Source organism: Lactiplantibacillus mudanjiangensis, assembly GCF_005405385.1.
Taxonomy (GTDB): domain Bacteria; phylum Bacillota; class Bacilli; order Lactobacillales; family Lactobacillaceae; genus Lactiplantibacillus; species Lactiplantibacillus mudanjiangensis.
Genome location: NZ_BJDY01000003.1, coordinates 594,875 through 610,895 on the forward strand (window position 1 = coordinate 594,875; position 16,021 = coordinate 610,895).

The following is a 16,021-nucleotide window of genomic DNA, read 5'->3' on the forward strand; positions in this document are numbered from 1 at the left end:
AGTTTTGCTTGTAATATATCGAATAGATACATATAATATAAAACGCACTAAAAGTAAGGTGGTTAAGGATGTACGAATTATTTATTTTAGGTCAATTAATGGATCGACCGATGACGGGCTATCAATTACGGAAAGCCCTGTCGTCAGTAGTCGGTCAAGAATTGACGATTAGCTTTGGGGCGTTATATCCGTTGATGGATAAGCTGGCCGTAGCGGGGGAACTCACGTTGGCTTTTGCGCCTGGTGAAACCAAGCGGCCTCAAAAAGTGGCGACAATCACGGAAGCTGGCCGTGACCGTTTTATGAAGTTAGCTTTAGCCCCAGTGACATTGAATAAGCAGACACAGTTAACTTTTCAAATGAAGCTTAATTTTTTGCATTTATTCAGTCAGGACCAACGAGTGACTGTTTTGACTGCATATCAGAAGTTTGCGATCGGGCAATTAGATCGATTAGCGACGCATCGGCAATACCTTGAGCATAATCCGCACATGGTAGCCGAGGACGTTCAAGATGCCTTATTGGTTAATCAATTACAACAAGTTCGGGCGCAAGCCCAAGCAGATTGGGTGACAGCATTATTGCAACATGTTCAACAAGAGAGGGAGTCAGAATCATGAAACAATCAGCATTTGCGGCTGACCCGCAGATTCAAAAACACCGCTGGTGGATTTTAGTCGCGGTGTGTTTATTTACGTTTATGTCAACACTAGACGGGAGTATCGTTAATATTGCCTTGCCCGTCATGAGTAAGTCATTAGCCATTCCGATGAATCAAGCGGAATGGGTAGTTTCGATTTATTTGATCGTGATTTGTGCGTTGCTGCTATTATTTGGTAAATTAGGCGATAAGTATGGTAAGATCCGCATTTTTAAAGTGGGTTCATTATTCTTTATTATTGGGTCACTGTTATGTGGGTTTAATTCAGGCTTAGCGATGTTACTTGGTGCGCGGGTTTTACAAGCAGTTGGCGCGGCGATGACCATGAGTACCAATAATGGGATCATCACCGAAGTCTTTCCGTTTCAAGAACGTGGCCGAGCCTTGGGGATGATTGGATCATTTGTGGCGTTAGGCAGTATTGCCGGACCTGGGATCGGTGGGCTGATCTTAGCCCATTTAAGTTGGGGGTATATTTTCTGGATCAATGTTCCCGTTGGAATTATTGCGTTAATCCTTGGTCAAGCGATCTTGCCTAAGGATGTGACGACAACTGATAGTCCGATTGATAAATTAGGGGCGGGGCTGTTTGCGATTGTGATGGTCACGTTATTTGCCGGTGTCTTTGTCGGCCAAGAGATTGGTTTTACGAAACCAGCCATTTTAGCCCTATTTGCCGTGGCTTTGGTTGCCATTATTGGCTTTGTGATGTGGGAATTACGCATTGAACAACCGATTTTAGCATTACATCTGTTTAAAAACTCGCGATTTTCCATCAGTATCTTATGTGCCTTTTTGATTTTTGTAGTGAACTTCTTCTTTAATGTGATTTCACCATTTTACTTGGAAAATGCGCGTGGTTTAGCGGCTAATTATGCCGGGTATGCGTTGATGACGTTCCCAATTGTGCAAGTGATTGTGGCGCCGATTGCCGGTTCGATTTCGGATAAGATTGGCCCAGAACTATTGACGTTTATTGGGTTAGTGGTGATTTCGATTAGCCAAGTGGGTTACTTGATGTCTAACTTAACGACACCATTGTGGTTGTTCATGAGTTTTATTGGCTTGGTTGGGTTAGGCAATGGGATCTTTCAAGCACCGAATAACTCAATTGTCATGAGTTCGGTCGCCGTTAAGGATCTCGGCGTTGCCGGCGGGATTAATGCCTTGGCGCGTGAACTCGGCATGGTGATCGGAATTTCGGTGGCAACGACCGTTTTGTTCAGTGCCATGAGTCAAGCAGCCGGCTATCAAGTCACGGCTTACTTACCAGCGCATCCTGAAATTTTTATTGCGGGGATGCGAGTGGCCTTTAGCGTGGCGTTAGTGATTTGCTTGATTGCCACGGTAATTACAGGCGTTCGGTTATTAAAACGGCCAACGACTGCTAAATAGGATAAGCAAAAAGGATCACAACGGAAAAGTTGCGATCCTTTTTGGTTACCCCCGAAAATAGCCATAGCTACCCAAAATGGTCAAGATATAACTAGCAGCCACCACGAGTGACAATAACATCCCGTTTGTTTGGCTAAAGCCCCGGGCCTTGCAAAACCGGAGACTGTTACTAGTTAAAGCGGCCAACGTAAGTCCCATCAAAATGGTACTCAACGCCCGGCCCCAGCGCCCCAGCAGGGCACAGCCAACACCAAGGATGGTAAAAACAATGATAATAAGCCATTGTTGGCGTGTTGTTGGTTGTCGCATAAAAATCATCCCATCAAAATAATAGTGAACACCTTAAATAATACTCTAGGTGACATTCTAGCATTTTTTTGGATAAATGGGGACTAAAATGCAATTTTTTTAATAAATTTGATAAAATAACCCTTTCAATTGCATATTTAATGACAATGAATTGTTATTTTAACTCGGATGCCCGGTCGGCCCACTGTGCTAGTTCAGTATGAGTTTGATCAATGGCCGTTTGAGTGCTGTCCGCTAAGACTTGGTCCCAGAGTTGTTGCATTAAGGCATTGATCGTTGTACAAGCAGCTTGCCCGGTCGGCGTAATTTGGACCCAAGATGTGCGATGATCCTGCTGATCGGTGGTCCGATCAATATAACCGGCAGTATCTAAACGGGTCAACTCACGGCTAACTAGGCCTTTATTGATGGCTAGCGTCGTGGCAATTTGTTTGGCAGTGACGCGATCGTGTTCACTGATGAATAATAAAAAGTTGGCGTTTGTCGCATTTAAGGCTGGCAACGTTAGTTCTCGATTGATAACGATTTGAAATCGGCGATGCAACACACCGACATATTTTCCTAAATCATTAGTTCGCATAGTGGTCACGTCCTTATGTTCATTAGGATTATTGTAGCATAGTTTGCTAATTAGTTGACAATTAAACTATTTTGCTTATAATTAATAGTTGACTTATCAACTATTAGGAGATTAATTTTATGCCATTAAAACAAAGATTAGTATTTACATTAATGATGTGTATTGGAATGGGCAGTATTATGAGTTGGTTGGGAATGGTCACGAGCACAGGGCTCTCAGCAACGGTCATGCATCAATTCTGGTTACAAGTATTGCCGACGATTGCGTTTGCGTACGTGTTTAATTTGCTGATTGCGACTAATCTAGCCGCGTTAGCGATTAAGCTGGGGACCCGGCGATTAACGGACACGGTAGCGATTATGAAACGCGCTCAGACGATTCGTGGTTGGGTGATGATTGTGGTGATGTGTTTGACAATGAGCACACGGGCCTTAATAATGACTGGCGCACTTTATCAGATGACGCCGTTGCAATTTGGCTTGGGTTTCATTGAGTCATTGATCATGGCTTTAATCGTACGTGATTTTTTCGTCAAACCAGTGACGCGTAGGCTTACCGCATCGTTGGCCAATTAAAAAGACAACCTAAAACGTCCATCAAACCGTGATTGTTTGATGGACGTTTTAGATTGGAAGTTACTTAAGCTAACTTTTGTAGGGGAGCTTGTGGCTGAGTTAAGGCATCGTCGAAAGCATGGAACTTCTCGATAATGGTATTCGCCGAGTTTTGGAATTTAGCAGTTTCGTCAGCGGTTAAAGCTAAGGTGGTGACACTTTCAACCCCATTTTTACCAATGATCGCAGGTTGCCCCACATAGGTGTCGAAGGTTTCGCTATAAGCTGAAACCGGGCAAGCTAACCGAGCGTTAGCAAAGACTGCTTCACTTAATTTAACGGCACAAGTCGCAATTGCAAAGCTGGTATAGCCTTTCCCAGAATGTACGGCCCAACCACCATGGCGAGCTTCAGCTTCTAGCGCATCGAGATCGAGGTGATGACTGTCAACTAAGTCAGTGATTGGGACACCGTTAACTTGAACGGTTGACCATGCGGTGAATTGAGATTCACCGTGTTCGCCATAGACATAGCCACTGATATTTTTAGGATCACAATCAAAAACTTCGGCGACAACCTTTTGCATCCGTGCGGTATCCAAGAAGGTGCCTGTCCCGAAGACTTGAGCCCGAGATAGGCCAGTGGCACGTTGGAAGTAGTGAGTAATGGCATCGCAAGGGTTCATCGTATCGATAGCAACCCCGTTAAAGCCGGATGCTTTCACTTTTGGCGCAATGGCCTGCACGATTTCTTTCGTATAGTCAAATTCTGCCCAACGATTACCCGAAGCGTGGTCTAAGGCATGGATGTTGCCGCTGGTAATGAAGAGAATATCAGTATCAGCTAGTTCATGGTAATCATTAATTTTAATAATGGTCCGACTATCTAAACGGGCTTGAGCGTCTTGCAAATCAAGTTGTTCCGCCCGTGCTTTGGCTGTATTCGTATCAATTAAAATCAATTCATCCGCAATTCCCTTACAAACCAGGGTGTACGCAATGGTAGCGCCGACGTGGCCGACACCGATAATGGCATATTTTCGCATAATTATGTATCCTCCGTTTAATTATTAAGAACTAAGTAGTTGAAATTTAATTATTTTATAATGTAACGATGCTTAGCTTAACGACAATTTATCGTGATGTCAATTTGGAAAACGGTTTCGTGATCAGTAACTTATTATCTTAAGTCAGATAACAACTAGGCTGCGTAGAAATGGATTGTTGAGTTAAGATAATTAAACGATGTAAGAAAATGTGACATTTCTTTTGGCAAAAGATACCAAATTAACATTTAAGCTCAGTTAATTTGACTAAAATCATCGTTTTTTACAAAAAAATGCCCCACTCATCAAAAGTTAATGTTATAATTTCTAACATCAAATGGTATGGATAGGGGTTATGATTATGAATGCTGCAAATTCAACGTTCTTAGTTCTGTCTAGTATATTGGTATTGTTTATGACACCAGGGTTAGCCTTTTTTTATGGCGGGTTAGTATCGAAACGAAACGTTGTGAATACGATGCTGTCAGTGTTTATGATTTGCGGATTGGCAATCTTACTATGGATCGCGGTGGGATATTCGTTATCTTTTTCTGGAAACTTAGGTGGCGTTGTTGGTGATTTACATGTACTTTGGCTGCATGGCGCGCGTTTAACGGCCTTAACGGCAACTAAAATTCCAAACGGACTCTACATGATCTTTCAGATGATGTTTGCCATTATTACGCCGGCGTTGTTTGTGGGGGCGGTTGTTGGTCGAATTCGCTTTAACTTCTTATTAGGGTTCATCGTCTTTTGGTCAGTCTTGATTTATTATCCGATGGTCCACATGGTATGGGACAATGGCTTGTTAGCTCAGCTTGGCGTGATTGATTTTGCTGGTGGGACCGTGGTTCATATTAATGCGGGGATTACGGCGTTAGTGTTATCGGCGTTTCTAGGGCCACGTTACAATTATGGCAAGCGTGAGATGCAACATTATAATATTTTATGGGTTTTACTTGGAACCGCCATTTTGTGGATCGGCTGGTACGGATTTAACGCTGGTTCAGCTTTAGCGATGAATAACATTGCGATTCAAGCATTTTTAACCACAACGGTGGCCACGGCGACATCTATGATGACTTGGATGATCTTAGATATGGTCACCAAAGGTAAACCGACCTTAGTTGGTGTTTGTACGGGGACCCTTTGCGGCTTGGTTGGAATAACGCCAGCTTGTGGTTACGTAACCGTGAGTGGGGCCTTCTTCATTGGCTTGATTGCCACGTTAACCAGCTATGCTTTTATTACCTTGCTTAAACCTCGGTTGGGCATTGACGATGCCTTGGATGCGTTTGGCTGCCATGGGGTGTCTGGCATTGTAGGAAGTGTTTTAACTGGATTGTTTGCCACTAAGACCGTCAATTCGACAATTACGCTTAATGGGCTATTTTATGGCGGTGGCTTTAAATTATTTGGACTACAATTGCTAGCGACTGGGTTCACGATTGTTTTTACCACCCTGATGTGTATTGTCATTATCATGATTCTGAAGCGATTTGTTAAAATGCGAGTAGATGTTGCTGAAGAAAAATTAGGGTTAGATCAAGGCGAACATGGTGAGGTTGCTGATTACACAGTGCCAATGAGTTCACAATTGAGTGAAATTGAACGTCACAGTGATGAGTTTAAAGGACAATTGTCACGCTTACTAGACGGACATCAACGATTTAGATAGTAATTATCAAAATAACCACCGATTAATCGTTAATCGGTGGTTATTTTTTTGTTATTGATATATAACTTTTGAATGTAATTCCGTTATTGCTGATATTATGATTATTTATATACCTTATGGCGCTAAATCCCGACATATCAATTCTGATATCGTAAGTTTATCACGTGATTGATAATTTGAATTTCTAATGATGATGAAGACTATTAAGAATGCTAAATTCATGTTTATGCAAACACTGAATGGTTGCTGGATACTGGCAGCATTGGTTAACAAGACGACTTGAAATAAACTAATCCGAGCAATTAGTGAAAGACGATGACTGTTAGTTGTAAGCGCTAACCAACTTGTTTCGTTTGCTTGAAAATCATGTCGATGAAATGCGACTAATCAATTGAACGAAAAAACTATGCTAAGTCAGCAGTATTATAAGCAATGATAATAGCAATGGATGAGTGAAAAACGCTGTATCTAAATTGATCGTCTCAGGCTTTATATTATTAATTATTATAAACTTTTATGATGATTGCTTGAACAATATTGTTGATAAAAGCCATATAACCCTTATAAATAAAGAGTTTATATGGCTTATTGATAAAAACTGCGATTCACAGTCTTTTACATACTAAATAAGTATCGATAATAGAAAAAGACGTTTTATTCGAATTAATTTTTATTGAAAATTCGAAAATAAACATCATATATATTAAAATTTACTTCTGTAAACAAAATTTAATATAAGTAATTTATTGCTCCAGTTATGGGTGAACCAATGATGGCATTGGTTACCAAATGGTCGAAATAAGACGTCTCAACCACTCCAGCTAATGCTGACAACTGCTGGTTTATATTTGGTAGACTTTGATAGCTTGGAAAGTGGCAATCAATGATCAAATTACCATTGTCAGTTAACGTCATACCATCGCGATTACTGGCCGTACGCACGGTCGGTTGACCACCTAATCTTGCAACTTTATGCATAACTAATGCAAAAGCTTGCGGTAGGACTTCTAAGACTAAAGGATCTTTAGTGTCAAATTCGTTGACTAGCTTAGTTTCTGGCGCTAAAAGCCAATATTCGTCTGCCAACGTTGCGATTATTTTCTCATTCGAATGAATACCGCCACCGCTTTTTAAGGCTGAGTGATGGTGGTCTAATTGGTCACACCCATCGAATGCCAGATCGATGCGATCACAATATTGAGCGTCAATAACGGTGTAACCTAGGACGGTTGCTAACTGGCGTGTTGTTGGTGAAGGGGTTAAAACTTGAACTTCGTTAACTAGGTTAGCAGCGGCCTTTACCAATAGCCCAACGGTAGTTCCACCCCCGAAACCAATGGTCATTCCCGGTTTGATAAGTAAAAGCGCCTGTTGTACGATATTTTCGCTGATAGACATATTAGGTTCCACTTCCAATTTTTTAAAGATAATTCCATATTACCACTTGCATGAGTAAGCGAATTAAAAAACTTGGATTAACTAATTAACTAACACGAGAAATGAAAAAAATCGAATCGGTTGGGTCAATCTCAAACCGTAAACCAAAAATAATCGGTAGCTAGCCTTAAAATAAAGGTACATTGATAGCTACCTTCAGTGAAGCGAAAGAAGGTACCAATGATGAGAAAGAGAATGCGGTTGGTTTTAGTGATGCTGGCAATGCTCCTAACGTTAAACTTAGGGAGCGTGGCACAAGCATCCTCAGCAGCCACCCCTTTCAGTAGTCACCGCTGGCGGCATCCAGAAGTGACGTATGTTTACAATACCAAGTCAACTTATTACCGGAGTATTTACCAAAAGGCGATCAAGGCTTGGAATAAGACTGGCGACTTTAAGTTTGTTGCGGGCACCGCGAAAAGTCATGATATTGTTTTGACAACGAGTACGGCGACAACTGGTAAATACAACATGTTGGCTGGGATCACGTTTACAAAAGCTGATTCGGTGGGCTATTTTACTAGTGCGACAGTCAAACTGCTTCGGAAGAATCTCGCCACTTACAAGTACTCAAAATCCGATCGGGTGCATGTGGCCGAACATGAATTAGGTCATGTGATTGGGTTACAACACAGCTCGAACTCGCACAGTGTCATGATGGCGAACAACCGTTATAACGCGATTGCGGGTGTCGATAAGTCGGCCGTGGCTAAACGCGACTTGATGCCGGTTGGTAAGAGTTCTTTAAGTGCACAATAAAAGTAGAGCTGTTGGTAGCGATCAATGGCAAGACTCACCGTGTTTTGATTAACCCCCGCGAAGCTGCTTGCCCCAATCGGCAGCTAGGTGAGCTTTGGGCCTCGGCTGTAAGCAACCGAGGTTGATGGGAAACTTAATAAGGATAAATAACGAAGCAACTAACGCCCCTAGTTAGTTGCTTTTTTGCATCCTACTGTATAGAAGAAAAGATTGGAAAGTGATTATGCGGCCGGTAGCGGCCTTATGACCTAAAGTTGTGTACCTCCGCCAGCCAGTGATTCTGCCGGCTGTGGGGAACGGTTCCAGCCAAAGTGCGGGACTCCATCTCGCTTCTAAGCCTAGCCAAAACCACTAGTCTTAAAAGTCGTCCACATCGTAAGTCCGGAAAAACCATCCGAACTAACGATGTTTGCACGGCCGGCGCCATCACTGGCTGGCTCCGGACAGTTCACTATGTGTCAATCTAGCGATCACTATTATAACCGAGAGCGAGTCCACATTGAGCCCAGCCGTGGGGGTTCTTAGCGATTTCGCTTAGCCTGGCGCTTTTGAAACGCGGGTTTAGCGGTTCGAAACGACGGATCAGACCGTTTTTTGGCTGAGCCGGTCCATCCACAGCGTTCCGGTTCAAGGTGGGCGAACGGTTGGTGGCAAGCATGACTATTTTCGATAGGTGAATACTTAACCTAGCAAAAAAATATGGTTAAAAAGTGATTTTCAACCTTTAATTATAGAAGAAAACGGTTGCTTAATAATCGTTGACACTCAATTGAAACAATTCTAAACTGGACGTAGAGTTAACGGTTGCTAACTCCGGTTATCAATATAGGATGTTTAGAATTTTAGAGGGGATGTCACAATGACCAAGAAAGTCTATACGGATTATTTTTTTGATGAACCAGCTTATAACACGCATGATGGCGGTTATATTCCACTGAAGACGCCAACGGTTGAGCCACAACCATTGGCAGTACCACCATTGTTGAAGCCCGATAAACAAACGGCGACAGATGATTATTACACCGTAACGGCTGAAACGAGTGAAACGCAATTTCTGCCAGGAAAAAAGACTAAGACTTGGGGCTACAATGCAGGCTTTTTAGGTCAAACGTTAGTTTTTCGCAACGGAAAACACACACATATTGATTTAGAGAACAAGTTACCTGAATTAACGACTTTCCATTGGCACGGGTTAGATGTTTCGGGGCCAATTACGGATGGTGGTTGTCATGCGCCGGTTTATCCGGGGCAAACCAACCACATTGACTTTGATGTCATGCAACCAGCCGCTACGACTTGGCTACATGCTCATCCATGTCCATCAACGGCTACTCAAGTTTGGAAAGGCTTGGCAGCGATGGTCATTATTAAAGATGACGTCGAAGATCAATTACCATTCCCACGCAATTATGGGGTCGATGATATTCCATTAGTCTTACAGGACCGGGAATTCCATGCGGATAATCAATTCGATTATCGCGCGGACTATGATCCTGATGGCGTGCAAGGACATACCGCATTGATCAATGGGACAATTAATCCTTATTTTGATGTCACGACACAACGGGTTCGCTTACGAATCTTGAATGGGTCCAACCGGCGTGAATGGCGGTTACACTTTAATGATGATCTTGAATTTGCCCAAGTGGGTTCTGACGGTGGTATTATGCCAGCGCCAGTTTACATGAACAAAGTCATGATGACTTGTGCTGAACGGGATGAAATTATTGTGGACTTTGGTGCTTACAAGCCGGGTGATGAAGTCGCTTTGATGACTGATGAGACGCCATTAGTACATTTCCGGATCAAAGCATTTGAACCTGACGATACCCAACTGCCAGATCATTTAGTGGATTTGCCAGCAGAAACACCGACACCAGGCTTACCAGTTCGAACAATTACGATGGACGGTATGGACGAAGAAGTGGCGATGGACGGTAAGAAGTTCGACATGCAACGGATTGATGCACGACAAAAAGTGCACGATGTCGCGATTTGGGACATTAATAATACGAACAGTACGGAAAACGGGATGGTTCATCCGTTCCACGTGCATGGCACCCAATTTAGAGTGTTATCACGTAATGGTGGGCCCGTTTATCCTAATGAACATGGTTTGAAAGATACCGTTGGGGTTAACCCGGGTGAAACGGTACGGATTCAAGTTCGGTTTGATTTGACCGGGGTTTACATGTATCACTGTCACATCATTGAACATGAAGATGGTGGGATGATGGCTCAGATCGAATCTTATGATCCAGATCATCCAAAGACATATCATTTAATGGATATGGACACGCTGCGCAATGCCTTTGCGGAAGAGCAAGGGGTTAAACCCGAGGATGTTTGGATGCCAGGTATGTAAAAAAAGTTGTGGTGATCGCGTTGCCATTACTAGTAGTAAATAGATGTTGATAAAAGAGCGACCTGCCATTGCTGACGGGGCGCTCTTTTATGTCACGATTATCTTAATGATAAGCCGTTCGGGTTTATTCAATGAACGCCCTTTGTTACACTAGAATTAGTTAAATAAAGGGGTTGAGTATAATGGCAATTGCAGCAATGATTATGGCCATTTTAGTGGCAGTCGAGCATTTCTTTATTCTATGGTTGGAAATGTTTAATGCGGATAGTGAGATGGCAGCTAAGGCCTTTGGGGTTCCACGGAAATTATTGAAAATGCCAGAAGTTAAAACGTTGTTCGGCAATCAAGGCCTGTACAATGGATTCTTAGCGGTTGGTATTTTATATAGTTTATGGGTTGTGCCTGCAGCTGCTAGCACGGGTGTCACCTTGTTTTTCTTAGCATGCGTGATGGTTGCAGCGGTTTACGGTAGTGCGACCGCCAGCAAGTCGATTATCGTGGTTCAAGGGTTACCAGCCTTGATTGCGTTTGTCTTGTTCTTGTTAGTCTAGCGAATAAAAAAAGTTTGTGCCTAATATTGGCGCAAACTTTTTTTATGATCCATTTTCGGAAGCCCAACTGAGTCGATTCATGACTTGTTTGTACAAATAGACCGTACCTAAAAAGAAAATCGCCGCTAAGCTAGCCGTTAGCGGTAAGCCAAGAAACATGTTAGTGGGTAAGACTAGTGCTAGCAGTGGAAAGGCATAAGCCGCGGGCAACTTGAGGTTTAAGAGGCTTAGCATGATAAAAACCAGAGGTAAGCTAACCAAAGTTGCTAGCAACCAAGTACCCAATAAATAATAGCTCACAACACCTAATGTGGCAGCGCCACTCAATGCAATGATGTGTTTAATGGCTAACTTACCGCTATAGGTAGGCAATTGTGCAACCTCGAAGAAAACGACCAGTACCGGTGGAATACCGGCCATCTGGGGTTGATCAATCCTCCAAACAACACCGATCCACAGGGTCGCGGCTAACATAAAGCCTAACATTGTGGGCCATTGTAGTTTAGGTGCCGGGGCTGTTTGACGATAGGTACCTTGTAAAAAGACCCCGATCATTAGGCTGGCGGTGAAGACCACAATCGCCACGATAAATACCCAATGTGTCGCATTAACGATGATGGGTAATAAGCCAGTCGCAAATGATGGGGCTAACGTTGAACGTAAAATGCTAAGCAACACGAGAATTAGTAACAAGGTTAAGTAGACTTTAACGGCGTAACCTAGTGCTAATTGGTTGACCAAAAAGCCAATAATAGCTGTACCAGCGGGGGCTAGAAAGATTTTGACGGGTTGGTTAATCCAGGTGGCCTTACGATAAATCCAAGTGCCTGTCGTGAGGGCACCGATTTCTGGCAAAATGATCTCGTAATCTTGCTGATAAGTGGCAAGACCAACCATGATGAGAATGAATGCAAAGCCGATGAGATAATCGCGACCCGGTCGAGTGGTGAATAAGTGGCGCATACAAAAAACTCCTTAATCTAGTTTTAATATAAAAAAATAATATTATTTGAAACGACTGTTGACGATTATAACATACTTATTTTAATCTTTCAGGCCTATATAAAGGCAATTTGTTAAATAATAAACCTAAATCATTTACATTTAAATTCCATTTGGATATTAAAAAGAGCTTGGAACAAATGTCCAAACTCTTTTTAAATCTCCGAATATTTATAGTCGAAACGTGCGACAAAAGACTGCTCCCTCCGCTTAGCTACGAAATACGAACGATTGAAATGCACAATCATTCGTATTCCTAGGCTATGCTCGGTAGCAAACCGTCTTTTGTCTCACTCTCTTTCAATAATCTTTAGTGCCGACCAACGACAATTGCTTTAGCTGTAGCTAAAACATGGCCTTCGCTTAATTTGTAAAAATCATTTAACCAGTAACCAGGTTTGACTGGTAGGGTGGTATCCAAGGCATAGAGTTTGAACGTATAGTCGTGATCGCCATTAGGTGGATAAGGCCCAACGTAATGTTGGGTGACTTTCAGATCGGTTTCACCGGTATAGCCCCCAGCACTAGAATTGTTACCTTGTACCATGGAGACAGCGCCACTTTGGCTGGCATTTTCTGGTAGGCTGGTCGTATCAGCTGGTAAGTTCGCAGCAATCCAGTGAATCCAAGTGAAGCCACTAACTGGGATCGCATCGTGATCATAAAAGACGAACGCTAAACTTTCAGTACCAGCGGGGACGTCTTGAATGTCAACTGGAAACGAGATAATCGGATGGCCCTTGTATTGTTGATCGGGAGCGGCGTGTTTGCTGTATTTGTCAGCTAACAGACCGTTAACCGTTGGGATCGAGACTTGCATAAAAATGCCTCCTTAAAATTGAGTAACTTTATTATAACGCTAATAGGTGTTGTCGTAGGACCGGATCGCAGGCATAAAGATATAAGCCGTAACGACCACGTTTCATTAACACATTGATTGAATTGAAGATAATCTGGGCTTTTAATGGTGCAAGTTCGCCTAAATCATCACGATTTTTAAACGCTTCTTGATCTTCGTAACGATCAGGACGCACGATGACGTGGTTTGTTTTTGGATCATAACCAACCGATGGCCCTAAAATAACGCCTGCATAGTTCAAGTCAAATCCTTGAATGGTATAAATTGAGCCGACTTCATTTAACGTTTCCGGTCGTAAGGCCCACGGATCATCGGTTAAATTAACCTTATCCCAAGGTAACTTTAAGGAACCAGCGGTCACATACCACGTGCCGTGATTCACAACGTATGGAAAGTCAGCAGTAGCGACAACTCGTGATAATTGGGACTTGGCGTCACGTCGACGAATCAGGTCGTATAGTGGTTGCCCATCATCGAAAATTTGAAAGTCGAATTGTGGACTGTGTGGTTTGGCGAGAAGCTTGCCGTGGGTGAAACCGTCGATCCAGTTGACGACCTCAGCATTACCAGTCACACGAAACTGTTCATCGAGATTGAAGATCTCGTGCGGGTAATGAGCCAAAAATGGCGCTAGTTGGTCGGCTTGCCAGTAACTTTTGAGCTTTAAAACTTGGTGTGGATCAAAGACTAATACGACAACGCGACTGTGCTTGATAATCTCGTGTAGCTGATTTTGTTGGTCAAACCGATTGTAGCGATCGGGCTGTGTGAGCAGTAAATGGGCCTCGTCAACAAAGACGACATCGGCTTTGTGATCGGACTTGGCGAGTCGATTAATTAAGGGTGTCGGTTTTTGAAAGTCCTTTTTACGCAAATCGGGATCGTCACCGGCTAAACGTTTGTAAATTTTGAGCATTTCATTGTGATTGACGACCAAGTAATTGTCCGTGTGTTGCAACGGGTTGGCTGCTGCTTGACGGCTCAAAGCTTGAAGCTTAGTGAAAGCTGCTGCTAAGACTGCACTTTTACCGGTACCGGCATCGCCTTGAATGACGAAGAGGCCAGTAGTTGGTGTTGTTAAATGTTGTTGGATAAAGTTGAGTAGTTGATGCTCTAATTGTTGTTGGGCCGGGGATAGTGCGGCCGCATCCGCGAGCTTGAAAGTCGCGGCACTTAGTTCAGTTGTCATACATAAAGCCCCCTGAGCGCATTATAACGTAACTTTTAGTTTAATTGAAATGAGAATCATTACAATTGGTGGTAAACTTAGCTTAGTCAACTAAATGATGGGAGGGATTTTTGTGAAGCTTGATTTTTCAGTGGCGGTGCACAGCTTGCTATACTTAGATGAGCATCGACCAAATAAAATATCTAGTCGGGAACTTGCACAATCATTGCATTTAAATCCAGTGATGATTCGCAATATTTTATCAATTTTACATAAGCAGGGATATTTGGTGGGGACAGTTGGAAAAAATGGTGGCTATCAACTGGAACAGTCGCTAGCAGCGATGAATCTGGGTGATCTGTATGATTTAACGATTCCACCGACCTTGAGTTATGCTCGCTTTATCACCGGGCCATCGCAAACGGAGACGTCGGCCGATCAGTCGGCAATTGCGGCCAATATTAGTGAGACGTTAACGGATTTGTTTACGGTTGCGGATCGTGAGTATCGGGCTTATTACCACCAATTTACGATGGCAGATTTAAAACGCGATATTCAGCATCATGGGTATTTTTTACAACGTGAAGCAGATTTAGATTCTTAATTAAAGGCTGAAAGTTGGTTTTGACGGTAAAAAATTTAGCAGCATTAATTTGAGTTATACTAAATTGGTCACCTCCGTCAGCCAGTGATTCTACCAGCTGTGGGGACCGGTTCCAGCCAAAGTACGGGCTTCCACCTCGCTTTTGAGACTAGCCCAAACCGCTAGTCTCAAAAGTCGTCCACATCGTAAAGTCCGGAAAATCCATCCGGACTAACGATGTTATCACGGCCGGCGCCATCACTGGTTGACTCCGGTTATCACGTGGATGCTAATCAATTAGTGATCACTATTATAACCGAGAGTGAGCCCGCATTGAGCCCAGCCGTGGGCCTCTCTTAGCGATTCATCGCTTAGAGACTGGCGCTTTTGAAACACGGGTTGGGTGGTTCAAAACGACGGTTCAGACCGCTTTTGGGCTGAAGCGGTCCGCCCACAGCGTTCCGGCTCAATGTGGGCGAACGGTAGGTGGCAAGTATGACTATTTTTTTGATCGGTGAACACTTGACCTATCAACAACTGTTATTGAAAGCAACTTTTTGACCTTTAGATTCTTAACTAAAATAGCGGACTTGTTTGTAATTTAAGGTGACTTGATTTAAGAACCTTAATTTAAAACGAGTTCGCTGTTTTTGATTGTCAGCGCCTAAGTGACGTGGTATCTTTGTTCACATATTCAATGAGGGGGCCTGGCCATGACCAGCTGTTTAGCAATCGTTCATGAAGAAAGACGTTATCAAGAATTGGCAGAAGATCGATATTGGGTGGAATCAGCCGCCTTTTGGGGCGTTGATGGCCGCGGAAATACGGTAAATGAAGCAATCGGTGATTTTTTGACGCATCTGGTGCAATATTGTCATGATTATTATCAACGGGACCTCTGGCAGCTTGACAATCGGTTATTACAATTGGATCAAGTCGATGCGGTATTGGCCTATGTTAAAGCCGGTAAATCGCCGGCACCGTTGCTACAATTTAAGGTTGTACCTGCAACCGCTACGGCTTAATTTTGAAAAATTCTTAATGAAGCATTCACACTTCCATAATAATCCTGCGG

General features: G+C 43.1%; 16 protein-coding genes. 9 read left to right on the top strand and 7 right to left on the bottom strand.

From position 1 onward, the window contains the following. The first annotated feature begins 68 nt into the window (after positions 1 to 68). Both FFM84_RS07565 and FFM84_RS07570 read left to right on the top strand, forming a co-directional pair. Positions 69 to 620 (top strand): PadR family transcriptional regulator, encoded by a 552-nt coding sequence (locus tag FFM84_RS07565; protein WP_130844222.1) that lies wholly within the window; start codon positions 69 to 71, stop codon positions 618 to 620. Continuing rightward, complete coding sequence (locus FFM84_RS07570) at positions 617 to 2,056, top strand: MFS transporter (protein WP_130844221.1); 1,440 nt, start codon at positions 617 to 619, stop codon at positions 2,054 to 2,056. The genes FFM84_RS07565 and FFM84_RS07570 overlap by 4 nt, the downstream gene beginning before the upstream one ends. Before the next feature lie 45 nt (positions 2,057 to 2,101). Here the strand turns inward: FFM84_RS07570 and FFM84_RS07575 are convergent, their stop codons facing one another. Beyond that, positions 2,102 to 2,365 (bottom strand): hypothetical protein, encoded by a 264-nt coding sequence (locus tag FFM84_RS07575; protein WP_225424749.1) that lies wholly within the window; start codon positions 2,363 to 2,365, stop codon positions 2,102 to 2,104. Positions 2,366 to 2,519: 154 nt separating this feature from the next. Then, complete coding sequence (locus FFM84_RS07580; RefSeq protein WP_130844219.1) at positions 2,520 to 2,945, bottom strand: MarR family winged helix-turn-helix transcriptional regulator; 426 nt, start codon at positions 2,943 to 2,945, stop codon at positions 2,520 to 2,522. 119 nt (positions 2,946 to 3,064) lie between these two features. Between FFM84_RS07580 and FFM84_RS07585 the strand changes: the two genes are divergently transcribed. Further along, entirely contained in the window at positions 3,065 to 3,520 is a 456-nt protein-coding gene (locus FFM84_RS07585) for a hypothetical protein (RefSeq protein WP_130844218.1), read from the top strand. A gap of 64 nt (positions 3,521 to 3,584) precedes the next feature. On the opposite strand, the gene FFM84_RS07590 is transcribed toward FFM84_RS07585, so the two are convergent. Continuing rightward, positions 3,585 to 4,544: an L-lactate dehydrogenase gene (locus FFM84_RS07590; RefSeq protein WP_130844217.1), complete on the bottom strand. Its 960-nt coding sequence runs from the start codon at positions 4,542 to 4,544 to the stop codon at positions 3,585 to 3,587. Between the two features lie 361 nt (positions 4,545 to 4,905). On the opposite strand from FFM84_RS07590, the gene FFM84_RS07595 reads away from it, so the two are divergent. Further along, positions 4,906 to 6,222, top strand: a complete 1,317-nt coding sequence (locus FFM84_RS07595; protein WP_130844216.1) for an ammonium transporter — start codon at positions 4,906 to 4,908, stop codon at positions 6,220 to 6,222. Between the two features lie 729 nt (positions 6,223 to 6,951). Here the strand turns inward: FFM84_RS07595 and rpiA are convergent. Continuing rightward, on the bottom strand, positions 6,952 to 7,620 hold the full coding sequence (rpiA, locus tag FFM84_RS07600; protein WP_130844215.1) for a ribose 5-phosphate isomerase A: 669 nt from the start codon (positions 7,618 to 7,620) through the stop codon (positions 6,952 to 6,954). Positions 7,621 to 7,842: 222 nt separating this feature from the next. Here rpiA and FFM84_RS07605 point away from each other — a divergent pair, with 222 nt between their 5' ends. From FFM84_RS07605 to FFM84_RS07615, 3 genes are all read left to right on the top strand, one after another. After that, entirely contained in the window at positions 7,843 to 8,418 is a 576-nt protein-coding gene (locus tag FFM84_RS07605) for a matrixin family metalloprotease (protein ID WP_225424748.1), read from the top strand. An 859-nt stretch (positions 8,419 to 9,277) separates the two neighbouring features. Continuing rightward, positions 9,278 to 10,783 (top strand): multicopper oxidase family protein, encoded by a 1,506-nt coding sequence (locus tag FFM84_RS07610; RefSeq protein ID WP_130844213.1) that lies wholly within the window; start codon positions 9,278 to 9,280, stop codon positions 10,781 to 10,783. Positions 10,784 to 10,965: 182 nt separating this feature from the next. After that, positions 10,966 to 11,334, top strand: coding sequence for a DUF1304 domain-containing protein (locus FFM84_RS07615; RefSeq protein WP_130844212.1), 369 nt, complete (start codon positions 10,966 to 10,968; stop codon positions 11,332 to 11,334). Between the two features lie 42 nt (positions 11,335 to 11,376). Here FFM84_RS07615 and FFM84_RS07620 read toward each other — a convergent pair whose 3' ends face one another. The 3 genes from FFM84_RS07620 to FFM84_RS07630 all read right to left on the bottom strand — a co-directional run bounded on the left by FFM84_RS07620 (position 11,377) and on the right by FFM84_RS07630 (position 14,384). Beyond that, a complete protein-coding gene (locus FFM84_RS07620; RefSeq protein WP_130844211.1) occupies positions 11,377 to 12,297 on the bottom strand; it encodes a hypothetical protein in 921 nt (306 codons plus the stop codon). 349 nt (positions 12,298 to 12,646) lie between these two features. Then, the gene (locus FFM84_RS07625) at positions 12,647 to 13,156 is read right to left on the bottom strand and encodes a YbhB/YbcL family Raf kinase inhibitor-like protein (protein WP_130844210.1); all 510 of its coding nucleotides are present in this window, start codon (positions 13,154 to 13,156) and stop codon (positions 12,647 to 12,649) included. Positions 13,157 to 13,187: 31 nt separating this feature from the next. Next, positions 13,188 to 14,384 (bottom strand): DUF2075 domain-containing protein, encoded by a 1,197-nt coding sequence (locus FFM84_RS07630; protein ID WP_130844209.1) that lies wholly within the window; start codon positions 14,382 to 14,384, stop codon positions 13,188 to 13,190. A gap of 112 nt (positions 14,385 to 14,496) precedes the next feature. Here FFM84_RS07630 and FFM84_RS07635 point away from each other — a divergent pair, with 112 nt between their 5' ends. Together FFM84_RS07635 and FFM84_RS07640 are read left to right on the top strand one after the other, a co-directional pair. Further along, on the top strand, positions 14,497 to 14,967 hold the full coding sequence (locus FFM84_RS07635) for an RrF2 family transcriptional regulator (protein ID WP_130844208.1): 471 nt from the start codon (positions 14,497 to 14,499) through the stop codon (positions 14,965 to 14,967). 692 nt (positions 14,968 to 15,659) lie between these two features. After that, positions 15,660 to 15,971 (top strand): hypothetical protein, encoded by a 312-nt coding sequence (locus FFM84_RS07640; RefSeq protein ID WP_130844207.1) that lies wholly within the window; start codon positions 15,660 to 15,662, stop codon positions 15,969 to 15,971. Positions 15,972 to 16,021 lie beyond the last annotated feature (50 nt).